This is a genomic window from Paracoccus sp. NFXS7 (genome assembly GCF_040148865.1).
GTDB lineage: Bacteria > Pseudomonadota > Alphaproteobacteria > Rhodobacterales > Rhodobacteraceae > Paracoccus > Paracoccus marcusii.
The window spans coordinates 136,062-159,022 of the sequence record NZ_JAKEKV010000009.1 but is presented as its reverse complement, the minus strand read 5'-3'; the positions used below and the strand labels follow the sequence as shown (position 1 = coordinate 159,022).

The 22,961-nt window shown below is 69.2% G+C and carries 23 protein-coding genes and 1 tRNA gene; 13 read left to right on the top strand and 11 right to left on the bottom strand.

The genetic code is table 11. The features are described 5' to 3' along the window. Window positions 1-136 precede the first annotated feature (136 nt). From ptsP to LZ686_RS15195, 5 genes are all read right to left on the bottom strand, one after another. Complete coding sequence (ptsP, locus tag LZ686_RS15215; RefSeq protein WP_127897964.1) at window positions 137-2,380, bottom strand: phosphoenolpyruvate--protein phosphotransferase; 2,244 nt, start codon at window positions 2,378-2,380, stop codon at window positions 137-139. 59 nt (window positions 2,381-2,439) lie between these two features. Next, window positions 2,440-3,696 carry an aspartate kinase gene (locus LZ686_RS15210; RefSeq protein ID WP_045981474.1) on the bottom strand — a complete coding sequence of 419 codons (1,257 nt, stop codon included), beginning with the start codon at window positions 3,694-3,696 and terminating at the stop codon, window positions 2,440-2,442. Between the two features lie 74 nt (window positions 3,697-3,770). After that, window positions 3,771-4,175 carry a DUF1178 family protein gene (locus LZ686_RS15205; protein ID WP_045981475.1) on the bottom strand — a complete coding sequence of 135 codons (405 nt, stop codon included), beginning with the start codon at window positions 4,173-4,175 and terminating at the stop codon, window positions 3,771-3,773. A 14-nt stretch (window positions 4,176-4,189) separates the two neighbouring features. Further along, window positions 4,190-5,407 carry a 3-deoxy-D-manno-octulosonic acid transferase gene (locus LZ686_RS15200; RefSeq protein ID WP_349548338.1) on the bottom strand — a complete coding sequence of 406 codons (1,218 nt, stop codon included), beginning with the start codon at window positions 5,405-5,407 and terminating at the stop codon, window positions 4,190-4,192. 29 nt (window positions 5,408-5,436) lie between these two features. Further along, window positions 5,437-5,510, bottom strand: a tRNA-Cys gene (locus LZ686_RS15195). 138 nt (window positions 5,511-5,648) lie between these two features. On the opposite strand from LZ686_RS15195, the gene LZ686_RS15190 reads away from it, so the two are divergent. Genes LZ686_RS15190 through LZ686_RS15180 form a run of 3 tightly spaced genes read left to right on the top strand, consistent with a single transcriptional unit; the run spans window position 5,649 to window position 8,790 of the window. Then, complete coding sequence (locus tag LZ686_RS15190; RefSeq protein WP_045981477.1) at window positions 5,649-6,302, top strand: protein-L-isoaspartate O-methyltransferase family protein; 654 nt, start codon at window positions 5,649-5,651, stop codon at window positions 6,300-6,302. Beyond that, window positions 6,299-7,684 carry a TolC family outer membrane protein gene (locus LZ686_RS15185; RefSeq protein WP_349548337.1) on the top strand — a complete coding sequence of 462 codons (1,386 nt, stop codon included), beginning with the start codon at window positions 6,299-6,301 and terminating at the stop codon, window positions 7,682-7,684. The genes LZ686_RS15190 and LZ686_RS15185 overlap by 4 nt, the downstream gene beginning before the upstream one ends. Before the next feature lie 20 nt (window positions 7,685-7,704). Continuing rightward, window positions 7,705-8,790, top strand: coding sequence for a hypothetical protein (locus LZ686_RS15180; RefSeq protein WP_349548336.1), 1,086 nt, complete (start codon window positions 7,705-7,707; stop codon window positions 8,788-8,790). 14 nt (window positions 8,791-8,804) lie between these two features. Here the strand turns inward: LZ686_RS15180 and LZ686_RS15175 are convergent, their stop codons facing one another. From LZ686_RS15175 to surE, 3 genes are read right to left on the bottom strand one after another with little or no spacing between them, the layout of a single operon-like run. Next, entirely contained in the window at window positions 8,805-9,935 is a 1,131-nt protein-coding gene (locus tag LZ686_RS15175; protein ID WP_349548335.1) for a LysM peptidoglycan-binding domain-containing protein, read from the bottom strand. Between the two features lie 36 nt (window positions 9,936-9,971). Beyond that, window positions 9,972-10,622 (bottom strand): protein-L-isoaspartate(D-aspartate) O-methyltransferase, encoded by a 651-nt coding sequence (locus LZ686_RS15170; RefSeq protein WP_045981481.1) that lies wholly within the window; start codon window positions 10,620-10,622, stop codon window positions 9,972-9,974. Next, window positions 10,619-11,428: a 5'/3'-nucleotidase SurE gene (surE, locus tag LZ686_RS15165; RefSeq protein WP_045981482.1), complete on the bottom strand. Its 810-nt coding sequence runs from the start codon at window positions 11,426-11,428 to the stop codon at window positions 10,619-10,621. The genes LZ686_RS15170 and surE overlap by 4 nt, the downstream gene beginning before the upstream one ends. Before the next feature lie 170 nt (window positions 11,429-11,598). Between surE and LZ686_RS15160 the strand changes: the two genes are divergently transcribed. Then, a complete protein-coding gene (locus LZ686_RS15160; RefSeq protein ID WP_349548334.1) occupies window positions 11,599-12,513 on the top strand; it encodes a sulfite exporter TauE/SafE family protein in 915 nt (304 codons plus the stop codon). Next, window positions 12,513-13,412, top strand: a complete 900-nt coding sequence (locus tag LZ686_RS15155) for a TIGR02186 family protein (RefSeq protein ID WP_239441281.1) — start codon at window positions 12,513-12,515, stop codon at window positions 13,410-13,412. Before LZ686_RS15160 ends, LZ686_RS15155 begins: the two co-directional genes overlap by 1 nt. A gap of 828 nt (window positions 13,413-14,240) precedes the next feature. Here the strand turns inward: LZ686_RS15155 and LZ686_RS15150 are convergent. Beyond that, window positions 14,241-15,197, bottom strand: coding sequence for an L-malyl-CoA/beta-methylmalyl-CoA lyase (locus LZ686_RS15150; RefSeq protein ID WP_349548333.1), 957 nt, complete (start codon window positions 15,195-15,197; stop codon window positions 14,241-14,243). A 164-nt stretch (window positions 15,198-15,361) separates the two neighbouring features. On the opposite strand from LZ686_RS15150, the gene LZ686_RS15145 reads away from it, so the two are divergent. Continuing rightward, window positions 15,362-16,222 carry a D-amino-acid transaminase gene (locus LZ686_RS15145; RefSeq protein ID WP_349548332.1) on the top strand — a complete coding sequence of 287 codons (861 nt, stop codon included), beginning with the start codon at window positions 15,362-15,364 and terminating at the stop codon, window positions 16,220-16,222. Window positions 16,223-16,272: 50 nt separating this feature from the next. On the opposite strand, the gene LZ686_RS15140 is transcribed toward LZ686_RS15145, so the two are convergent. Continuing rightward, window positions 16,273-17,025, bottom strand: a complete 753-nt coding sequence (locus LZ686_RS15140) for an N-formylglutamate amidohydrolase (protein WP_295169541.1) — start codon at window positions 17,023-17,025, stop codon at window positions 16,273-16,275. A gap of 98 nt (window positions 17,026-17,123) precedes the next feature. Here LZ686_RS15140 and pyk point away from each other — a divergent pair, with 98 nt between their 5' ends. The 5 genes from pyk (at window position 17,124) to LZ686_RS15115 (ending at window position 19,816) form a co-directional block, all read left to right on the top strand. Continuing rightward, window positions 17,124-18,569: a pyruvate kinase gene (gene pyk, locus LZ686_RS15135; protein ID WP_046000136.1), complete on the top strand. Its 1,446-nt coding sequence runs from the start codon at window positions 17,124-17,126 to the stop codon at window positions 18,567-18,569. A 30-nt stretch (window positions 18,570-18,599) separates the two neighbouring features. After that, window positions 18,600-18,824, top strand: coding sequence for a hypothetical protein (locus LZ686_RS15130; protein ID WP_282029513.1), 225 nt, complete (start codon window positions 18,600-18,602; stop codon window positions 18,822-18,824). A 108-nt stretch (window positions 18,825-18,932) separates the two neighbouring features. Continuing rightward, window positions 18,933-19,133, top strand: coding sequence for a 50S ribosomal protein L35 (gene rpmI / locus LZ686_RS15125; RefSeq protein WP_042244892.1), 201 nt, complete (start codon window positions 18,933-18,935; stop codon window positions 19,131-19,133). A gap of 15 nt (window positions 19,134-19,148) precedes the next feature. Further along, on the top strand, window positions 19,149-19,508 hold the full coding sequence (rplT, locus tag LZ686_RS15120; RefSeq protein WP_045981489.1) for a 50S ribosomal protein L20: 360 nt from the start codon (window positions 19,149-19,151) through the stop codon (window positions 19,506-19,508). Window positions 19,509-19,633: 125 nt separating this feature from the next. Further along, entirely contained in the window at window positions 19,634-19,816 is a 183-nt protein-coding gene (locus LZ686_RS15115; protein ID WP_045981490.1) for a CsbD family protein, read from the top strand. Window positions 19,817-19,873: 57 nt separating this feature from the next. On the opposite strand, the gene LZ686_RS15110 is transcribed toward LZ686_RS15115, so the two are convergent. Next, window positions 19,874-20,482 carry a LysE/ArgO family amino acid transporter gene (locus LZ686_RS15110; RefSeq protein WP_349548331.1) on the bottom strand — a complete coding sequence of 203 codons (609 nt, stop codon included), beginning with the start codon at window positions 20,480-20,482 and terminating at the stop codon, window positions 19,874-19,876. Window positions 20,483-20,573: 91 nt separating this feature from the next. On the opposite strand from LZ686_RS15110, the gene LZ686_RS15105 reads away from it, so the two are divergent. Then, the gene (locus tag LZ686_RS15105) at window positions 20,574-21,494 is read left to right on the top strand and encodes a LysR family transcriptional regulator ArgP (RefSeq protein ID WP_349548330.1); all 921 of its coding nucleotides are present in this window, start codon (window positions 20,574-20,576) and stop codon (window positions 21,492-21,494) included. A 56-nt stretch (window positions 21,495-21,550) separates the two neighbouring features. After that, window positions 21,551-22,906, top strand: coding sequence for a cytochrome P450 (locus tag LZ686_RS15100; RefSeq protein WP_349548328.1), 1,356 nt, complete (start codon window positions 21,551-21,553; stop codon window positions 22,904-22,906). The last annotated feature ends 55 nt before the right edge of the window (window positions 22,907-22,961 follow it).

Genomic DNA, 22,961 nt, shown 5'->3' with positions numbered 1-22,961 from the left:
TTTCATATCCGGGGATGTCTCGACAAGGATAAGCGAATATACGGGGCACGCCGCAGTGCAGCAAGCGTGCCGGGCGGTTTGCTCGCTTATCGGCCGATATGGGCCCGCCGGGCAAGCAGGAATCGGCCTTATCGGTTCATTGTCGTGCAAGCCAGGCCGTCACGGGGCCGCGCACGCTGGTCAGGCCCTCGGCCTCGGCCTCCTCGATGACGCGGGCCAGCTCGACGATGCTGATGCGCCGGATGAGGTGCTTGACCGGTCCGATCGACGCCGGCCGCATCGACAGGCGATGGATGCCCAGAGCCGCAAAGACCAGCGCCTCGACCGGCCGCCCGGCATCCTCGCCGCAAAAGGACAGCGGCACGCGGGCATCGGCGCAGCGCGCGATGATCTGGCGCAGCATCGACAGGAACGACACGTTCAGCGTGTCATAGCGGCGGCGGACCCGCTCGTTCTCGCGGTCGGCGGCAAAGAAGAACTGCTTCAGGTCGTTGCCGCCGATCGAGATGAAGTCGCACATCTCGAAGAACCGCTTGGGTGCGAAGGCCAGCGACGGCGTCTCCAGCATGGCGCCGACGCGGATGTCGCTGGGCATGGAATGCCCCAGGCGCTGTTCGCGCGCCATCTCCTGCATCAGGATGCGGTGCGCGGCCTCGTATTCGGTGATGTCCGCGATGAAGGGGAACATGACGTGCAGGGGCCGGCCCACGCTGGCGCGGATCAGGGCCTGCAGCTGCATCCGCAGCACGCCGCGCTTGTCCAGCCCCACGCGGATCGCGCGCCACCCCATCGCGGGGTTCGGTTCGTCCTGCGGCTTCATGTAGGGCAGAACCTTGTCCGACCCGATGTCCAGCGTGCGGAACATCACCGGCTTGCCCTGGGCGTTGTCCATGACGCGCGCATACAGACCGGCCAGCTCGGCGCGCCGGGGGACGTGGCTGCGGACCAGGAACTGCAGTTCGGTCCGGAACAGGCCCACCCCCTCGGCGCCCGACCCCTCCAGTGAGGGCAGGTCGGCCATCAGGCCAGCGTTCATGAACATCTGGATGGTGGTGCCGCAGGTGCCCGTGGCGGGCTGGTCGCGCAGGTCGGCATAGCGGTCCTGCGCCTCGGCCTGCATGGCGATCTTGTCCAGGAACGCCTTGTGAACGGTCTCCTCGGGGCGCAGGTGGACGACGCCCTGATCGCCGTCGACCAGGATCGGGTCGCCGTTCAGCGCCTCGGTGGTGATGCGGGTGGCGTGGATGACCAGCGGAATGGCCAACGCGCGGGCGACGATGGCCGCGTGGCTGCCGACCGATCCCTCCTCCAGCACGACGCCCTTCAGCCGACGCCCGTATTCCAGCAGCTCGGCCGGGCCGATGTTGCGGGCGACCAGGATCGGGCGTTCGGGCATCTCGGCGCCGGTGTCGTGTCCCTGTCCGGTCAGGATGCGCAGCAGGCGGTTGGACAGGTCGTCCAGATCGTGCAGGCGATCGCGCAGATAGGGGTCGGCGGCCATCTCCAGCCGGGCGCGGGCGCCGGACTGCTCCTTCTCCACCGCGGCCTCGGCCGAAAGGCCAAGGCGGATGTCCTCCTCCATGCGCTTCAGCCAGCTGCGCGAATGGGCGAACATCCGATAGGTCTCCAGGACCGCGGCATGATCGCCGTCGCCCATGTCGACCGCGCCCAGCATCCTGTCGACCGTCTCGCGCAGGGTCTCCACGCCCTCGTGCAGGCGGGCCAGTTCCTTGTCGGGGTCGTCGCCGACCGGGTTGGCGATGACCACGCGCGCCTCGTGCAGCCAGACGCGCCCTTCGGCCACGCCCTCCTGCCCGGTGGCGCCGCGCACCAGAAGCGGAAAGCGGTGCGCCAGCGGCAGGCTGTCGGACTGGCTGCCCTGGAACGCGCCCAGTTCGGTCATCTCGGCCAGGACCATGGCCACGACCTCCAGGCCATAGACCTCGTCCTCGGAGAACTGCCGGGCGGTCGCGCATTGCACGACCAGGACGCCAAGCCGTTCCCCGACCCGCTGGATCGGCACGCCCAGGAAGGCGGGGAACACCTCCTCGCCGGTCTCGGGCATGAACCGGAAGCCGGGCTGGGCGGGGGCGTTCGCGGTGTTCACATTGCGCCCGGTACGGGCGACGCGGCCGACCAGACCCTCGCCCAGGCGCAGCCGGGTCTGGTGGACGGCCTCGGGGCGCAGCCCTTCGGTCGCGCACAGTTCCAGCGTGTCGGCATCGCGGAACAGATAGATCGAGCAGACCTCGGTGCCCATCGAATCGGCGATGTGGTGGGTGATCTGGTCAAGCCGATCCTGCCCACCGCCCGCCGCGGCCAAGATTTCCTTGAGCCGCTTCAGCAGCTTGCGAGAGTCGCTGTCGGTGCGATCCTGCATCGCCTGCCCCGCCTTCTGCCGTTACGCGCGTCCCCGACCGGGGAACCAACCAGAGGGCGTTATGCCTTCTCCAGTTCGAAGGCATCATGCAGCGCCTGCACGGCCAGTTCCATGTATTTCCGATCGATCAGCACCGAAATCTTGATCTCGGAGGTGGAGATGACCTTGATGTTGACGTTTTCATCGGCCAGCGCCTTGAACATGCGGGCGGCGACGCCCGCATGGCTGCGCATGCCGATGCCGACGACGGACACCTTGGCGACCTCGGTGTCGACGACCAGTTCGTCATAGGCGATGTGGCCGGCCTGGCGGGCCTCCTCCATCGCACGCTTGGCGCGCTCGACCTGGTTGATCGGCACGGAAAAGGTCATGTCGGTCACCGAACCCGGGTGATCGTCATAGTCCTTTTCCGAGATGTTCTGAACGATCATGTCGACGTTCACGCCCGCATCGGCCAGAGGCGCGAAGATCGCGGCCGAGATGCCGGGACGGTCCTCGACCGTGACCAGGGTGATCTTGGCCTCGTCGCGCGACGAGGCGACACCGTTGACGACTTTCGATTCCATGATTTCATCCTCATCGCAGATCAGCGTGCCGGAATTTTCGTCGGTATCCTCGAACGAGGACAGCACCCGCAGGCGCACCTTGTAGCGCATCGCAAGCTCGACCGACCGCGTCTGCAGCACCTTGGCGCCAAGGGATGCCAGCTCCAGCATCTCCTCGAAGGCGATACGGGGCAGCTTGCGCGCGCGCGAGGTGATGCGCGGATCGGTGGTATAGACCCCGTCCACGTCGGTATAGATATCGCAGCGTTCCGCATCGAAGGCGGCGGCGAACGCCACCGCGGTCGTGTCCGATCCGCCGCGGCCAAGCGTGGTGATGCGGCCTTCGGGCGACAGGCCCTGAAAGCCCGCGACCACGGCGACCTTGAAGCCTTCGGCGAACTTCTGGTCCAGGTTCTTACGCGGGATGTCCACGAAGCGCGCGGCCGAATAGGCGGCGGTCGTGTTGATCGGCACCTGCCAGCCCTGCCAGCTGCGTGCAGGCACGCCCATCTCCTGCAGGGTCAGGGACATCAGGCCTGCGGTCACGTTCTCTCCGGAACTGACCACCGCGTCGTATTCGCGCGCGTCGAACAGCGGAGAGGTCTGTTCGACCCATCCGACCAGTTCGTTCGTCTTACCGGACATGGCGCTGACGATGACGATCACGTCATAGCCCCGCTCGACCTCGCGCTGCACCTTGCGGGCGGCGTTCTTGATCCGGTCCAGATCGGCCACCGAGGTGCCGCCAAATTTCATTACCAGAAGCGGCATCAAGGGCCTCCAGCCAAAGGATGTGCGTCGGCGGGGCTTTTAGGGGCGGTGCGCGCGAACCGCAAGGGGCGGCGCTAGTTCGTCTTGGGACGCGGGACGAAGGGCAGGGGGGCCACGGGAACGCCGTCCTCGATCAGCTTGCGCGCATCCTCGGGGCGGGCCTCGCCATGGATGGCGCGGGCGGGCCGCGTGCCCTCGTGCATCGCGCGGGCCTCCTCGGCGAAGGACAGGCCGACATAGTCGGAGCTGGTCTCGATCTTGCGGCGCAGCGCCTGCAAGGCGGCCTCGGCGGGGTTGCGGGGGGCGGTCAGGGTCTTGTCGCTGACCGCCGGGGCCATCAGCGCCCGGTCGACCTTGGTGGCGCCGCAGACCGCGCAGCCGACCTGACCCGCATCGCGCATCGCCTCGAACCCGTCCGAGGACCGGAACCAGCCGTCGAAATCATGCCCCTGGTCGCAGCGCAAGGCATAGCGGATCATCGCAACAACTCCTGTCAGATGATCCCTATATCGGGTCCGCCGGGGGCGCGTGCAAGATCGTCCAGCCGCGCGATCAGCGCCGCAGGATCGCCCGCCCGGTCCACCAGCACGGCCCGCGCCGCGCGGCCCATCGCACGGGCCTCGTGGGGCGTGTCGGTCAGCCGCGACAGGGTCGCCGCCAGATCGCCCGCGGGTCGCGCCGCGCCGTGCCCGTCCAGCACATCGAAGGCCTCGACGAAGTTCCCGACATGGGGCCCGTGGATCAGCGCGCAGCCATGGGCCGCGGGCTCCCACGGGGTGTGGCCGCCATGGTCCTGCAGGCTGCCGCCGATGATGCAGATCCCGGCGCGCGCGTACCAGCGCGCCATCTCTCCCAGGGTGTCGGCCAACAGCACGCCGCCCGGCGGCGCATCGTCCGCGCCCGCGCTGCGGCGCGCGAAGGACAGGCCGCGCGCCGCGATCAGTGCCGCGATGGCATCCCCCCGGTCGGGATGGCGCGGCGCCAGGATCAGGCGCAGGTTGGGCCGGGCATCCCGCAGCGCGGCAAAGGCGTCCAGCACCGGCCCGTCCTCGCCCTCATGCGTCGATGCCGCCAGGATCACCCGGTCGCGGGCCGCGCTGTCCGGGGGCGCGGGCTGCGCCGCAGGGGCCAGCAGCTTGAGGTCCAGCCGCGGCAGCAGCGCGCGGGGCGGCAGGCCCAGGTTCAGAAGGCGCGCCTCGCTGCCCTGATCCTGCGCCGACAGGGCCGCGACGCGTCCCAGCATCGGCCCGATGATGCGCGGAAACCGCGCCCAGGTGCCCGCCGACCGTTCCGACATGCGCGCGCCGATCATCGCCTGGCGGATGCCGCGTTCGGCCAGCAGGCGCGACCGCAGCGGCCAGAACTCTCCCTCGACGGTGATCGCCAGCGCGGGGCGCGCGGCATCCAGGAAGCGCGTCAGCGCGCCGGGCAGGTCAAGGGGCGCCAGCCGCGCGGGCAGGCCCCAGTCCTGCGCCAGCGCGCGGCCCGTCTCGCTGTTGGTGGTGACCGCCAGGGGGTGGCGCGCGGCCAATGCCTCGATCACCACGCGGGCCGAGGTCAGCTCTCCGACGGATGCGGCGTGCAGCCAGATCGCGGCGGGGCCGGGCGCGCCCGTGCAGACCAGACGCTCGCGCAGCGCCCGCGATCCGCCCAACCGCGCGCGCAGGCACAGCGCGGCCTCGGCGATGCGGGTCGTGGCGTCATAGATCATGCAGGAAGGTCCCCTCGGTCAGGATGAGGTGGAGGCGGGTACCGGAATCGAACCGGTCTTCACGGATTTGCAATCCGGTGCGTAACCTCTCCGCCAACCCGCCGCCGTCGAGAGTGGCCGTGTCCTAGCGGATTGCCGCGACCCTTGCAAGACGCGAAGCGCGGGGCCGATGTCCTGCGTTGCCCAACTGCGGGAAACATGGCAATAGTCGGCCAAACAGGTCCAGCAGAGGTTCCCCGACATGAGCGATTTCGCCGCGCGCCGCACGACGATGGTGGATACGCAGGTGCGCACCAGTGACGTCACCAAGTTCCCGGTGATCGACGCGATGCTGACCATTCCGCGCGAGGAGTTCGTACCCGCCAGCCGCCGCTCTGTCGCCTATTCCGGCGAGAACCTGGACATCGGCCACGGCCGCGTCCTTCTGGAGCCGCGGACCCTGGCCAAGATGGTCGATGCGCTGGACATCCAGCCCGACGAGCTGGTCCTGGACCTGGCCTGCGGCTATGGCTACTCCGCCGCCGTCATGGCCCGCATGGCCGAGGCCGTCGTCGCGATCGAGGACGACGCTGAACTGGCCTCCGAGGCCGAACAGCGCCTGTCGGAGGCGGGCATCGACAACGTCGCCGTCCTGCACGCCCCCCTGACCGAAGGCGCGCCCAAGCAGGGGCCCTATGACGTGATCCTGATCGAGGGCGCGGTCCAGGACATCCCCGCCGCCATCGTCGAGCAGCTGCGCGAGGGCGGCCGCGTCGCCGCCCTGTTCGTCGAGGGCGCGCTGGGCGTCGCCCGGATCGGCACCCGGCAGAACGGCCAGCTCAGCTGGCGTTATTCGTTCAACGCCAAGGCTCCGATGCTGCCCGGGTTCGGCCTGCAACGCGGGTTCGCACTGTGACCCCGCTTGCGCGGTTCGCGGGGGGTGCGCTGCTGGCCTTGGCCGCGGCACTGCCCGCCCGCGCCGAATCGCTGGCCGACACCATGGTGGCGGCCTATCGCCATTCGGCGCTGATCGAACAGAACCGCGCCGTCCTGCGCGCCGCCGACGAGGATGTCGCGGCCTCCGTGGCGGCCCTGCGCCCGGTCGTCGAATGGGTCGCGCGCCAGTCCGCCTCGCGGACCGAGGGGGGCACGACCGTGCGCTCGACCTCGCTGTCCCTTGGCGCGCAGCTGACGCTTTATGATTTCGGACGCTCGCAGCTGGCCATCGACGGGGCCAAGGAACAGGTCCTGGCCACGCGACAGGCGCTGGTGGGGGTCGAACAGGACATCCTGCTGGCCGCGACCGTCGCCTATTTCGACGTGCGCGAGGCCATCCAGCAGGTCGGGCTGCAGGAAAACTCGGTCGACGTCCTGTCCAGCGAGCGCCAGGCCGCGCAGGACCGATTCGACGTGGGCGAGATCACCGTGACCGACGTGGCGCTGGCCGAGGCGCAGCTGGCGGCGACCCGCGCCGCGCTGGCTGCCGCCAACGGCCAGCTGGAGATCGCGCGCGAGGCCTATCTGGCCGTGACCGGCCGCCAGCCGGGTCGCCTGGACGCGCCGCCGCCGCTGCCCAACCTGCCCGCCACCCTGGACGAGGCACGCCAGATCGCGCAGCGCACCCACCCCGCCATCGGCCAGTCGCAACGCCAGGCCGCCGCGGCCGAGATCGGCGTTGCCGCCGCCGCCGCCGAACGCAACCCGACCCTGTCGGGCACGGCCAGCGTCGGCGTGACCCGTGCGCCCGAAGCCAGCCTGGGCGGCCGCTATGGCAGCCGCAATTCGTCGTCTGTGGGGCTGGAACTGAGCCAGACCCTGTATTCGGGCGGGCGCCTGTCGGCCGCGCATCGCCGCGCGATGGCACAGCGCGACCAGGCGCGTTCGGCGCTGCTGAACACCGCGCGCCAGATCAGCCAGCAGGTCGGAGAGACTTGGGCGAACATCGCTGTCGCCCGCGCGCAGATCACCGCGATCAACCAGCAGATCTCGGCCGCGCAGCAGGCCTATGACGGCGTCCGCGAGGAGGCGCTGCTGGGTGCGCGGACCACGCTGGACGTGCTGGACGCCGAACAATCGCTGCTGGAGGCGCGGGCCGACCGGATTTCCGCGGAATCGAATCTGCAGTTAGCTCATTATCAACTTCTGGCTGCTATGGGTCTGTTGACGGTAGAAAACCTGCAACTGGGGATACCCACCTATGACCCATCGCAATATTACAATGCTGTGCGGGACGCGCCCGCAACCAGCAAGCAGGGCGAAAGCCTGGACCGCGTGCTGCGCGCCATCGGCCGGAACTGATCCGGCCCCGGCGGTGCGCCATGACTGAGGCGCGCCGCATGACCCCCGTCGAGGATTCGGCGACCGACACCCCCGCACCGCGGCGCAGCACCGCCAAGGCCGCTGCGGCGCCCAAGGCACCCCGCCGCCGCAGTGCCAAGGCCGATGCGGCCGCCCCCGCCACCAAGCCTGCCCGTGCCAAGGCCCCCCGCGCCAAGGCCGACCCGGAGGCCAAACCCGCCCGCGCGCGCACCCGCAAGGTCGTGCAGGCGCAGCCCGCTCAGGTCGTCACCCTGCCGGTCCTGACCCAGGATCAGCCGATCGGACAGGCCGCCCAGGAAATCGCCCGCATCCGTGCCGAAATGCAAAGCATCCGGCACATGATCGACGGCCAGCCCGTGATTCACAGCGACGCGCGCCCGATGCTGCACCGCCTGTCTCAGGATCCGACCCCGCGGGGCATGCTGGCGGGCAGCACGGCCTCGGTCATCCAGCTGGCCCCGCATCTGCGCAGGGCGGTCGCGGATCTGCCGGACGACGGCGTCCCGCCGTCGCGGCCCCGGCGCGCGACAGGCAAGGCCCGCGGCAGGATGGCAGCGGCGCTGGCCCTGCCTGACGCGGTCGCCGAGGCGCCCATCGCCGATGCCCTGACCGAGGAGGTCGTGGTGCCTGCCGTGGCACCGGCGGTCATCCCGGCCGCAGCGGCGCCCCGGTCCCGCATCGCACGGCTGCTCTCTGCCTGGGGCGACTGGCTGCTGTGGCGCCTGCTGCCGCCGGCGATGCCCGCCCAGGCATCCGCCCAGGATGCGGCCGTCGGTCCTGCGCAGGTCTGCGGATCAGCGGCCGCCGATGTCGTCCCTGCGCCGCAGGCCCATGCGCCCGCGGGCGACGGTCCCGACCGTCCGCGGGCGGGCGATGCCGCCGCGCTGCCGCATTTGCCGGTCGCGCAGATCGTTGCCCAGACCGTCGCGCAGATGATGGACGACAAGACCATGCGCGCCCACCTGCAGGAGATGATCCGCGAGGAGCTGGAGGGAGAGATGGGCGCCCGCTTTTCGGGCAACCTGCGTGCCGTGGTGCGACGCGAGATCGCGACGGCGCTGGATGAACGCCTGACGCATCTCTGATCCCCGTCCGGGGATCAGTTCAGGTACCGCTCGGGGTCGACGCTTTCGAACCCCCGGCGGATCTCGAAATGGACGAAGCCCGCGTCGCCCGCCTGGCCCAGGGATTGTCCCGCGCTGACGCTGTCGCCCTTGGCGACGGCGACATCGCCCAGGTTGGTATAGACGCTCATCAGGTCGCCCTCGTGGCGGACCACGATGATCGGCGTGCCCGCGCTGTCGCGGGTGATCGCGGCCACTTGGCCGCTGCCTGCCGCGGTGACCGCTGTGCCGCCCGAGGCCGCGATGTCGATCCCGTCGTTCTGGCCCTTTTCATAGACCCGGATGATTGACCCCTGGACCGGCATGCGGAACTGGCCGCCGCCCGATGCCGCCGTCCGCGTGGATCCCAGGTCGGTCTGGGGCGTGTCGGGGGCGGGGGCTCCCGCGGGTGGGGTCTCCTCGGCGGGCAGGGGACGCGTGGCCGATGGCGGGGTCGGGGTCGGGCTCCCCGCGCCGGGGGCCGTCGTGGCCAGCCTGTCGGGTTTCTGGCCGGGCTGCGGCACCAGAAGACGCTGGCCGGTCCGCAGGCTCATGTCGGCCGGCAGGCCGTTCCAGCTGGCCAGATCCTGGACGCTGACGTCATAGCGGCGCGCGATGGCCCAGGCCGTCTCTCCGGCGGCGACGACATGCTCGCCCGGGTTTGCAGCGGCGGCAGGGGCCGGGGCGGCGCGCCGCGGCGTGGGGCTGGCCGGGGCGCTGCCGGCAAAGGGGTCGGTCACGATCGCCGTGCCGCCACCGGTCGCGGCCCCCGCGGGCGCACCGGCGGCGACCTGCGTCGGCAGGACCAGGACCGCACCCGCCAGCAGGGGCGCGTCGGCGGGCAGGGCATTGTGGGCGGCCAAAGCCGCCGCATCCAGCCCAAGCCGGGCGGCGATCGATGCGGGCGTGTCGCCCGCCTGCGCGACCGCGACCTGGCCGCTGGAAAAGCTGATGACGCCGCGCGCGTCGGGCGCCGGACGGGGTGCCGCGGCTGCGGCCGCGGGGGCGGTGTCCATGCCCCCGATCAGCCCGCGCAGGTCGGGGTCGAAACTGCCGTCCGGCCCGCAGGCCGTCAGCGCCAGCACGGCCAGCATGGCGCAGCCGGTCCGAATATCACGTCTTGTCATGGTCCTGTCCTCGGCCTGCCTGATGGTGGCCGGGGGTCATGTCTGGCCCAACCCCTCGACCAGCGGAACGAACCGCACCTGCCGCAACTCGTCGTAATCGAAACCCTCTTGGGTCCGCGTCACGCGGATCAGGGTCTGGACCGCGTCCGACTGTCCGACAGGCACCACCATGATACCGCCGATCTTCAGCTGTGCCAACAGGGGCCCGGGCGGATCCTCGGCCGCGGCGGTCACAAGTATGCGGTCGAAGGGGGCCTGGTCGGGCAGGCCCCGCGATCCGTCGGCCACCTGCGCGATGATGTTGTAGAGACCCAGTTCGCGAAAGATCGCCTCGGCCTCGTGGACCAGGCGGCGGTGGCGGTCGACGGTGTAGACGCGCCGGCACAGTCCCGACAGGACCGCGGCCTGGTATCCCGAACCGGTGCCGACCTCCAGCACGGTGTCGCGGGGACCGACGTCCAGGGCCTGGGTCATCAGGCCGACGACCGAGGGCTGGCTGATCGTCTGGCCGCAGGGGATGGGCAGGGGGGTGTCCTCATAGGCGCGGTCGGCGAACTGGCCGCGCACGAACAGGCCGCGGTCGATCCCCTCCATCGCGGCCATGACCCGCGGATCGGTGACCCCGCGGGACCGCAGCTGAAAGACGAACCGCATCTTGCGTTCCGCGTCGTCGTCCTCGTCGCTCATTCGGCGGCCCGTGCCAGCGGATCGTCCAGCGCCGCCGCCAGTCGGTCCAGCGACGCATGGCAGGTCAGGTCCGCCCGCATCGGCGTGACCGAGACGAACCCCTCCATGTTGGCGGCCACATCGGTCCCGTCGCGCGCCGGCGCCTGCTGCGACCCGCCCGCGATCCACATGAACCGGCGCCCGTTCGGCGCGCTGTAGGGCTGAGCGGCAAAGCGCGATCCCTGGCGCTGGCCCTGGGGTGCGACGCGCAGGCCCCGGACCTCCGCGGCCGGGACCGGCGGAAAGTTCACGTTGTAGAACAGGCGGAAGTCGGCATCCGTCGACCAGTCGCCATGATCCAGAAGGCGGCGGATCACCGCGGCGCCATGCGTGCGCGCGCCTTCGAAGGGGTCGGCAAGGTCCGCGGTGCGCGGGCCCAGGTACTGCGACAGCGCGATCGCGGGAAGGCCCTGCAGCGCGGCTTCCATCGCGCCGCCGATGGTGCCCGAATACATGGCATTCTCTCCGGCATTGTTGCCGCGGTTGACGCCCGACAGCACCAGGTCGGGGGCCGCGCCCACGATGTCGCCCAGGGCCGCCAGCACGCAGTCGGCGGGGCTGCCCTCGGCGGCATAGCGGCGTTCGGCCAGGCGGGCGACCATGGTGGGGTGGGTATAGCTGATGCAATGACCCACGCCCGACTGCTCGAACGCGGGCGCGACGGTCCAGACCTCGCCATGCGGGCCGGCCAGTTCGGTGGCGATCTGGTGCAGCACCTCAAGGCCCGGGGCGTTGATCCCGTCGTCATTGGTGATGAGAATGCGCATCCTGTCCCCTGTTCCGGCTGACCGCGCCCCTGCGCACGCGGATGTGACCCGATCTGCTTAGCGGGGGCGGCTTTCTGCTTCAACCCGTTCCTGCGCCGCAGGACGGAAGCGGTTTGACGTCGGGCGCGCCGCGTTGCATCGTGGGACGGTGCGCAACGGGCCGGGATGCGATGCAGATCTATCTTCCCATCGCCGAGGTCTCGGTCAACGCCTTCACCCTGATGGGGCTGGGCGGGCTTGTCGGCGTCATGTCCGGCCTGTTCGGCGTGGGCGGGGGATTCCTGATCACGCCGCTGCTGTTCTTCATCGGCATCCCCCCGGCCATCGCGGTGGCGACGGGCGCGAACCAGGTGGTCGCATCGTCCGTGTCGGGCGTGCTGGCGCACATGAAACGCAAGACCGTCGACTTCCGCATGGGGGGCGTGCTGCTGGCGGGCGGCATGGTCGGGTCCGGGCTAGGGGTGCTGGTCTTCAACATCCTGCAGCAGCTGGGCCAGGTCGAGCTGGTCGTCCAGCTGTGCTACGTCGTCTTTCTGGGCTTGATCGGCGCGATGATGCTGCAGGAAAGCCTGCGCGCCCTGCTGCGCGCGCGAAACCCCACCGGGCGGCGGCGCCTGCACCAGCACATGTGGGTCCACCGCTGGCCGCTGAAGGTCAAGTTCCGCGCCTCGGGCCTGTATATCAGCGTGATCCCGCCTTTGATCGTCGGGGTCGCGGTCGGCATCCTGGCCGCGATCATGGGCGTGGGCGGCGGCTTCATCATGGTGCCCGCGATGATCTATCTGCTGGGCATGCCCACCAAGGTCGTGGTCGGCACCTCGCTGTTCCAGATCACCTTCGTGACGGCCTTCACCACGCTGATGCACGCGGTCAGCTACAACACGGTCGACGTGATGCTGGCGGTGCTGCTGATCGTGGGGGGCGTCATCGGCGCGCAGATCGGCACCACGCTGGGCGCACGCCTGCGGGCCGAACAGCTGCGCATCCTGCTGGCGCTTCTGGTGCTGGCGGTCTGCGGCAAGCTGGCGCTGGACCTGTTCCTGACACCTGACGACCTGTTCGTCATCACCACGCGGGGGCAATGATGCGGGGGGTCGTCCTGGCGATGATGCTGGCGCTGCTGCCCGGTGCGCTGATGGCGCAAGGGGCGGGATCGACCATGCCCACGGACCCGGATGCGGGCCTGATCCCCCCGGTGGACGCCCCCCAGGTCTGGCCGCTGTTCCCCGATCCGGGGTCGCCGCGCGGTGATCCGGTCGCCCCCGCCGACCAGGGGGGGGAGCAGGTGGTGGCGGGCCTGTCGAACAGCGCCGTGGCGATCACGACCAGCTTTGATGGCAGCGACATCCTGATCTATGGGGCCGTGCGGCGCGAGACGCCGATTCCTGACGGCCCCCTAGACGTGATCGTGACGATCGAGGCCCCGTCCGAACCGCTGACCATCTGGCAGAAGGCCCGCCGCTTCGGCATCTGGGTCAACACCGAACGCGTCGATGTGGGGGCCGCGCCCAGCTTCTATGCGGTGGCGACGACGCGGCCCCTAGACGACATCCTGGCGCCGGACTGGGACAACCGGTACCGCATCTCGCTGCCGCTGGTGCTGCGCGCCTTCGCCGGCGCCCCCGAGGTCGAGGATACTCTGCCCTATACCCAGGCCCTGCTGCGCCTGCGCCAGCAGAACGGCCATTACCGGATGGAGGAGGGGGCCGTGACCCTGGTCGAGGACACGCTGTTCCGCACGGACATCCGCCTGCCTGCCAACCTGATCGAGGGCGATTACCGCGCCCGCATCTTCCTGCTGCGGGAGGGGGCGGTGATCGACGCCTATGGCGCCGCGATCGAGGTGCGCAAGGTGGGCCTGGAACGCTGGCTGTACCGTTTGGCCTTCGACCAGCCGCTGCTCTATGGCTTGATGTCGCTGGCGGTGGCGGTGATCGCCGGCTGGGGCGCCTCGGCCGCGTTCAGGAAGCTGCGGCGCGCGTGATCGCCGATCATCTTGGCTGCGGGGCAGCGGCGTAGGGTCTCCCTGCAATGTTAATCCCGCGTCTGCACGTCTTGATGGGCTTACGTGGCAATCGTCGGGGGCACTGCATGATACAGCTTGTAGCCATTCTGGCTGTCGAGCCGTCCGGGTATGCCATCCGCGGGATCGATCAGTCGGCCTGATCGGCGGGCCGGCGCATGTGGTCAATGTATCCTATGGCCCAACGTCGTTGATCGTCGAGGCGGAGCTGGAGGCTTGGAGCCCGCTCCAATGCACGGCACCGGGCGGTACAAGATTCAATGGTGGACAACGGACCGCAGACGGCGGCAGCGGAGGGCGGTGCTCGATATTGCAGGGTGACCGACGGCGCGCCCATCGGATGACCGGAACTGTTCCGGCGTTTGATCGGTGGGAGCAATCCAGAGGGTCATTTTGTCCCTGGCAAGCCGACTTTGGACCTGCATCGGCCGGATGGCTGTAGAAACAGCAATGCGTGCGAATGAGGAACCGCGCTGCGCTTGCGCTTCCGCCGCCACGAGGTAACGCCTGCTAAGGCGACGCCCGCGCCGGCGCGCCGGTTGACGGCGCGCGTCGCGTCACCCTTCGGACATACCGGGATGCGCGGTGGGCGGTACTGCTGGAGTTCGAGGGGAAGCAAGGTCCAGGGCGGCTGACCGGGATGGCTGCCGTGGCCAGGACCGTCCATGGTCCGGCCATCGGCAGGCCTCACCCGCGGTCATGCGATAAGGCCCCGCGATCACTCGCGGGGCCTCTCCTCCCTCGTGGTGCGGGCCGTTCCCCTCCACTGGTCCGGCCCGCGGGGGGTCTTCAGGCGCCGATCAGGTCGGACTGGCGCAGGGTCACCTCGGCCTGCTTGATCGACGCGATGTCAACCAAGCGGCCCTTGTAGACGGTGGCGCCGGCGCCTTCGGCCTTGGCCTTCTCCATCGCGGCCAGGATCTCGCGCGCCTCGGTGACGGCGGCCTCGCTGGGCGAGAACACCTCGTTGGCCAGCGCGATCTGGCTGGGATGGATGGCCCATTTGCCGACCATGCCCAATGTGGCGCTGCGCAGGGCTTGGGCGCGGAACCCCTCGGGGTCGCTGAAGTCGCCGAAGGGGCCGTCCACAGGCAGCAGCCCGTGCGTGCGGCACGCCGCGACGATGGCGGTCTGGGCCCAGTGCCACGGATCGGGCCAGTATTTCTGGCCGTCCCGGATCATGTAGTAATTCTCCTGCGTGCCGCCGATGCCGGTGGTGGCCATGCCCATGGACGCCGCGAAATCGGCAGCCCCCAGGCTGATCGCCTGCAGGCGCGGGGACGCGGCCGCGATCTCCTCGACATGGCAGATGCCGGCGGCGGATTCGATGATGACCTCGAAGGCGATCGGCTTGGTGCGGCCCTTTGCGCGTTCGATGGCGGTGACCAGCGCATCGACGGCATAGATGTCGGCCGCGCATCCCGCCTTGGGGATCATGATCTGGTCCAGCCGATCACCCGCCTGTTCCAGAAGATCGACCACGTCGCGGTACCAGAAGGGCGTGTCCAGCCCATTGATGCGCACCGACAGCGTCTTGGTGCCCCAGTCGACGCCGTTGATCGCCGCGATGATGTTGGCGCGCGCCTGGTCCTTGTCGGCGGGCGCGACCGAATCCTCCAGGTCCAGGTTGATGACATCGGCGGCAGAGGCGGCCATCTTGGCGAACAGCGCGGGGCGCGATCCGGGGCCGAACAGCTGACAGCGGTTCAGACGCGCGGGGGGCAGGGGCTGTTGACGAAAGCTCATGGCAGGGTCCTGTTCGACAAGATTCGGGCCTGCCATCGGTAATAATGTTGCGCTGCGGTTGCAGCAAGCCCTATTTCCGCAATGCGGCATCGGGCGCGGTTCTTGACGCAGCGGGGCTTTGGGCGCAGGACCGGGCCCGAACACGCGACGGCACGGAGGCAGCGATGACGCGGACGGTCTATGTGAATGGTGATTACACCCCCGAGGATCAGGCCATGGTATCAGTCTTTGACCGGGGGTTCCTGATGGCCGACGGCGTCTATGAGGTGGTCAGCGTGCTGGGTGGCAAGCTGATCGATTTCGAAGGGCACATGGTGCGGCTGAAGCGGTCGCTGTCGGAACTGGCCATCGCCAACCCGCTGTCGGACGATGCGTATCTGGCCGCGCATCGCGACCTTGTGGCGCGGAACGACATCACCGACGGGCTGGTCTATCTGCAGGTGACCCGCGGCAATCCGGGCGATCGCGATTTTGCCTATCCGTCCGCGGACACGGTGCCGACGGTGGTGATGTTCACGCAATCGAAGCCCGGCTTGGCCGACGCCCCCGCGGCCAAGACCGGGTGGAGCGTCGTCAGCGTCGATGACCTGCGCTGGGGTCGGCGCGACATCAAGACGGTGCAGCTGCTGTACCCGTCGATGGCCAAGATGGAGGCCAGGGCGCGCGGTGCGGACGATGCCTGGATGGTCGAGGACGGGCGCGTGACCGAGGGGACCTCGAACAACGCCTATATCGTCAAGGGCAACACGATCGTGACGCGGGAACTGAGCCACGACATCCTGCACGGGATCACCCGCGCGGCGGTGCTGCGCTTTGCCCGCGAGGCACAGATGCAGGTCGAGGAGCGCGCCTTCACCATTGCCGAGGCGCAGGAGGCGGACGAGGCCTTTATCACCTCGGCGTCGGCCTTCGTCATGCCGGTCGTGTCGATCGACGGGGCGCGCGTTGGGGCGGGCACGGTCGGCCCGGTGGCCACGCGCCTGCGCGAGATCTATCTGGAAGAGAGCCTGAAGACCGGGGTCTGAGTTGCGTCCCGCGACGGCGGGGGGCCAGCCCCCCTCACCCCCCGGCGGCGTCACAACCCGCTGTCGGCCAGCACCTTCGTGATCACCGGCGCCAGCCTGTCGGCCCAGATCTGCTGGCCTTCGGGGGTGGCGATGAGGTCGTTGCGGACCTCGATCAGCATGTTCGGGCGGCCGTGGCGCAAGGCGTGGCGATCGACGCTGTCGCCGTCCAGATGCCCGTCATAGGGCTGGTTCTCTCCGGTGATCCAGCCCTGATCGCGGCAGGCGGCGACCATCGCGGGGCCAAGACGCGGATCGGCATGCGAATAGAGGATGCCGACCTGCCACGGCCGCGGCGGGCGCCCCCGCAGCTGCGGGGTGAAGCTGTGGACGGCGCAGATGCAGCGGTCCGGGTGCAGCGCCGCGACCCGGGCCAGCGCCGCGTGATAGGGGCGGTGCAGCCGGTCCAGCCGGCGCTGGCGTTCGGCCGTGTCCGCCAGGCGGTTCGTTGGGATCACCGTCCCGTCATAGAGCCGCATCAGCAGGGTGGGGTCGTCCTCTCCGCGGTTCGGGTCGATCACCAGGCGCGAGAAATCGGACAGGATCGCCGGCGCGTCCAGCCGTTCGGCCAGCCGTTCGGTCAACCCGGCCGCGCCGACGTCGTAGGCGATGTGGCGGGCCATGTCGGCGGGCGCGATGCCCAGAGTGCCGCCGCCGACCCAATCGGGCACGCGGTTCGTTGCGTGATCGCAGGTGATCAGCCACCGCGAGGGGCGGTCCTGACCCAGGATGCGGAAGGGCGTCGCTGTCGTGTCATCGGTCATGATGCAGGCTGTCTACGACGGATGGCGGACAGACGCCAGTTGCCGACCATCGGCATTTGCGGCATAGATAGCGCTAAACCTGAGACAAGGGCGGGATGATGAGACGACATCGCAACGTGAAGATCGTGGCAACCCTGGGACCGGCATCATCGTCGAAAGAGATGATCCGCGCCCTGTTCGATGCCGGGGCCGACGTGTTCCGCCTGAACATGAGCCATGGCAGCCATGACGATCACCGGGCACGCCACGACACGATCCGCGAGATCGAGGCCGAGACGGGCCGTCCCATCGCCATCCTGGCCGACCTGCAGGGCCCCAAGCTGCGCGTGGGTCCCTTTGCGGCCGGGCCGCACGAATTGGCCGTGGGCGATCATTTCCGCTTTGACCTGTCGCCTGATCTGGGCGATGCGACCCGCGTCTCGTTGCCGCACCCCGAGATCTTCGCGGCCCTGATCGAGGGATCGGAACTGCTGGTCAACGACGGCAAGATCCGCCTGACGGTGCAGAAATGCGGACCCGATTTCGCCGATTGCGTGGTCACGGTCGCAGGTGCGATCAGCGACCGCAAGGGCGTGAACGTCCCGGACGTGGTGCTGCCGCTGGCCGCGCTGTCGGACAAGGACCGCGCCGACCTGGAATTCGCCTGCGAATTGGGCGTGGACTGGCTGGCCCTGTCCTTTGTCCAGCGCGCCGAGGACGTCGAGGAGGCCAAGACCCTGGCCAAGGGTCGCGCCGCGATCCTGTCCAAGATCGAGAAGCCCGCGGCCGTGCGCGCCTTTGACGAGATCCTGCAGGCGTCCGACGGGATCATGGTCGCGCGCGGCGACCTGGGCGTCGAGCTGCCGGTCCATTCGGTGCCGCCGATCCAGAAGCGCCTGGTCCGCCTGTGCCGCAGCGCCGCCAAGCCGGTGATCGTGGCCACGCAGATGCTGGAATCGATGATCGACAGCCCGATGCCAACCCGCGCCGAGGTCAGCGACGTCGCCAACGCCATCTATGAAGGCACCGACGCCGTCATGCTGTCCGCCGAGAGCGCCGCCGGCAGCTTCCCGGTCGAGGCCGTGCGCACGATGGACAACGTCGCCCGGTCGGTCGAGGCCGACCCGAACTATCGCTCGATCATCGAGGCGGCGCGCAAGGCCAGCCTGTCGTCGGTCCCCGACGCCATCGTGACCGCCGCGCGCGAGATCGCCGAGACGACCGACGTGGCCGCCATCTGCGCCTTCAGCCAGTCGGGCAAGACGATCAGCCTGATCGCCCGCGAACGGCCCCGCGTGCCGATCCTGGCGCTGTCGCCGATCCTGACGGTCACGCGCCGCATGGTGCTAACCTGGGGGACGCATTGCGTGACGACCCCGCGCATGTCGCGCTTCAAGGAGGCCGTGATCATCGGCACCCGCGCCGCCCGCGAATACGGCTTTGCCGATGAGACGCGGCAGGTCGTGGTGATGGCGGGCGTGCCCTTCAACGTGCCGGGCACGACGAACATCCTGCGCATCGCGCCCTGCGATGACCGCTTGATCTTCGCCACCGACCCGGAATAACGCTGGGGCCTTGAAACCCGGGGGGTGGTGATGTCCGATCTTCTTTTGCTGGCAGGGGTTGCCCTGTGCCTTCTGTCCGTGGTGCTGGCGGTGGTCCAGCTGCTGCAGACGCAGCCGCCGCGCGCGGCGATCCTGGCGCTTCTGGGCGGGATTGTGCTGCTGTTCGCGGGGGCCTGGATGGATCCCGAACCCTTCAGCCCGGCCGACATCCCGGCCGCGCTGGACACGGTCACCGGCGGCACGCCCGCGTCCTGACCCCTTGCGCATTCCCGCGCGCCTGTGTAAGGCGACGCTTCCGTTCCCGTGCGGCCGGCCGACATGGCATTGCCGAGCCGCGCGTTCACTCTGATGAAGGAGATGAAAATGCCGAAGATGAAGACCAAATCCGCTGCCAAGAAGCGGTTCTCGATGACGGCCTCGGGCAAGGTCAAGGCAGGTCAGGCCGGCAAGCGCCACGGCATGATCAAGCGCACGACCAAGTTCATTCGCGACGCGCGCGGCACCACCATCCTGTCGGATGCGGATGCCAAGATCGTCAAGAAATACATGCCCTACGCTCGCTGATCAGGAGAACCACACATGTCCCGCGTTAAATCCGGCAAGGTGACCCACGCCCGTCACAAGAAAGTCCTTGATCAAGCCAAGGGCTACTATGGCGCGCGCTCGCGCAACTTCCGCACCGCCACCCAGGCCGTCGACAAGGCCAACCAGTACGCGACCCGCGACCGCAAGAACCGCAAGCGCAACTTCCGCGCGCTGTGGATCCAGCGGATCAACGCCGCCGTCCGCGCCGTCGATGCCGAGATGACCTATTCGCGCTTCATCAACCTGCTGTCGAAAGCCGGCATCGAGGTTGACCGCAAGGTCCTGGCCGACCTGGCCGTGAACGAACCCGATGCGTTCGGCGCGATCGTGGCACAGGCCAAAGCCGCCGCCTGATCGCGGCCACCGCATTGCCGCAAAGGCCCGTTCCCGATCCGGGGGCGGGCCCTTTTCATGCGCGGAACCCGCATGCGTGTCGGGCGTTCATTCCCCACAGAGACATACCCATCAAGGAGATCCCCATGGGCGAGATGACCGACAAGGCGAAAGCCGCAGGGAACAAGCTGGCAGGCAACGTCAAGGAGGGCATCGGCAAGATGACCGACAACGAGCGTCTGGAAGCCGAAGGCAAGGCCCAGCAGGCCAAGGGGACCGCACAGAACGTGTCGGGCACCGTCAAGGGCAAGCTGGGCGACGACATCTGATCCTCATGCATTGTCTGCAAAGGCCCCGCGATTGCGGGGCCTTTTTCATGTGGTGCGTCACCCCAGCAGTAGCTTGGCGGCGATGGACCACATGACGACGGCGATCACCGTCTCTAGGACGCGCCAGGCAGTGGGATTGGCAAAGACCGGCCGCAGCCAGGCGGCGCCATAACCCAAGGCGAAGAAGAACAGAAACGATCCCGTCACCGCGCCCGCCGCGAACGCGTCGCGGTCCCCCGCGAACCGGGTCGAGATCGTGCCCAATAGCACGACCGTGTCCAGATAGACATGCGGGTTCAGCCATGTCAGCGCCAAGCAGGCCAGCACCGTTCGCCGCAGCCCGCCCGGTCCGCGCCCGCCGCCTGCCTCCAGCGCCCCGGTCGCGCTGATCGCCGCGCGCAGGCTGCGCGCCCCGTACCAGATCAGGAACGCCGCCCCTGCCACGCGCATCACCGGGTCGATCCAGGGCAGCAACTGCGCGATGCAGCCAGAGCTGGTGACGCCCAGCACGATCAGCACCGCATCCGACAGCGCGCAGGTCAGGCAGACCGCCAGCACATGATCCCCGCGCAGGCCTTGGCGCAGCACAAAGGCGTTCTGCGCACCGATCGCCACGATCAGGCTGAGGCCCGTCATCAGGCCGGTCAGAAAGATCGCAGGGCTCATGGGGCGTCTCCGGTCATGGGGTCGGGGTTGATCTAGCCGCCCGTGGCGGATTAGACAAACTCATGCTGCTAAGGCCGGGTAAGGAAAACTGATGCTGGATTATGCCGCTGCCCGTGCCGTTGCGACGATCGTGCGGACCGGCAGCTTCGAGGCCGCGGCGCGGGCTCTTGGGGTGACGCCTTCGGCGATCTCGCAGCGGGTCCGCAATCTGGAGGAGCGGTTGGGCACCGTCCTGATCCGTCGCGGACAGCCCTGTACCGCGACCGAAGCCGGAGCCCGCCTGTGCCGCCACATGGACCATGTGGGCATGCTGGAACAGACCTTGGCGCACCACCTGCCGGGGATGGCCGACGGGGATGCCGCGCGGGTCACGGTGACGATCGCGACGAATGCCGACAGCCTGGGCACCTGGCTGATGCCCGCCCTGGCCGCCCATGCGCGCGACAGCGGGCACCTGTTCCAGATCGCCATCGACGACGAACAGCACACCGCCGATGGGCTGCGGCAGGGCAGGGTGCTGGCCGCCGTGACATCGCTGGACAGCCCGGTGCAGGGCTGCGCGGTGCGGCCCTTGGGGCGACTGCGCTATCACGCGACGGCCAGCCCCGATTTCATGCGGCGGCATTTCCCTGACGGGGTGACGGCGGCGGCGCTGGCCCGTGCGCCGGCGCTGGCCTTTGATCGCAAGGACGGGCTGCAGCTGGCTTGGGTGCGGCAGGTCACGGGGCAATCGCCGGTGCTGCCCGCGCATGGCCTCGCCTCGACCCAAGGCTTCGTGGATGCGTGCCGCGCGGGGCTGGGCTGGGGGCTGAATCCGGAGATGCTGGTGGCGGATGACCTGGCCTCGGGTCGGCTGGTGCAGATGGTGCCGGGCACGCCGCTGGACGTGTCGCTGTACTGGCAGATCGGGCGGCTGGCTGCGGATCGGCTGTCCGGGCTGACGCGCGCGGTGCAGGCGGCGGCGGTCGCGGCCCTGCTGCCCGCGACATCTGGGCCGCTGTCCAACGGTTGACCCGCAGCCCCCGCGGCCCCAGCTTTGTAGGACAGCCCCAGCCAGAGGCCGCCGCCATGTTCGACCTGCCCCAAGCCGATCCCGCCAAGGTGCCGTTGGCGACCGTCCCCCTTGGCCTGTGGGGCACGGCCATGACCGCGCGCCGCAACGTGCTGGAACTGATCCCCGCCATCGCCACGCGCCAGCCCATCGTGTCGGGCAAGACCGGCGTCAGTTGGCACATGGTGATGGACCCGACCGCCCTGCGCCGGATCCTCAAGGAGAAGCTGGACGACTATCCGAAATCGGTTACGACCAAGCTGATCCTGAACCCGGCCATCGGCGACAGCCTGTTCGTGGCCGAGGGTGCGCATTGGCGCTGGCAGCGCCGCGCCGCCGCCCCGGCCTTTGCCCAACGCCATGTCGAGGCGCTTGGCCCCGTGATGACCGCCGCCGCCGAGGCGTCCTGCCGCCGTCTGGCGGGCGCGCGCGGTCCGGTCGATCTGTTCCAGGAGACGGTGGCCGCCACCTTCGACGTGATTTCCGATGTGACCTTTTCCGGCGACGGGATGTTCGACCGCGATGCGGTGCATCAGTCGATCGACGCCTATATCGCGCAGACGGCCAAACTGTCGCTGATGGACGTGCTGGGCCTGCCCGCCTGGCTGCCGCGGCCGGGGCGGCTGTTTTCCGGTCCAGGGCTGAAGCGGATGAAGGCCATCGCGGACCAGTCCATCGCCGCCCGCGCGCAGGCCGTCGAAAAGCACGGGCCGCCCGACCTGCTGGACCTGCTGCTGGTCGCGCAGGACCCCGAGACCGGGCGCACGATGACCCGCGACGAGCTGCGCGACAACCTGCTGACCTTCATCGTGGCGGGGCACGAGACGACCGCCCTGACGCTGGCTTGGGCGCTGTACCTGATGGCCTTTGCCCCCGACATCCAGGAGGCCGCCGCCGAGGAGGCGCGCTGTGCCTTGGGCGACCGCGCCGCCACCGCCGCCGATCTGGGCGCGCTTCCCCTGACCATGCGCATCGTGAACGAGACGTTGCGCCTGTACCCGCCCGCGGCTTTCCTGTCGCGCACCGCCCAGGCCCGCGACACGCTGTGCGGACGCCAGATCAATCCCGGCGATACGGTCATGATGCCGATCTATGCGCTGCACCGGCATCACCTGCTGTGGGACCGGCCCGACGCCTTCGACCCCGACCGCTTTCTGACCGCGCCCGACCGCTATGCGTTCCTGCCCTTCGGCGCGGGGCCGCGCATCTGCATCGGCGCCAGCTTTGCCCTGCAGGAGGCGGTGATCATCCTGTCGACGCTGCTGGCGCGGTTCCGCTTTGCCCGCGTGCCGGGGCGAGAGCCGCAGCCGCGCATGATCCTGACGCTGCGCCCCGAAGGCGGGGTCTGGCTGACCGTGACGCCCCGCGACTAAGCGGCTTGCGATTGCTCACATGGCTGTTACAGACTGCCCCTTGAAAAGGCAGCGG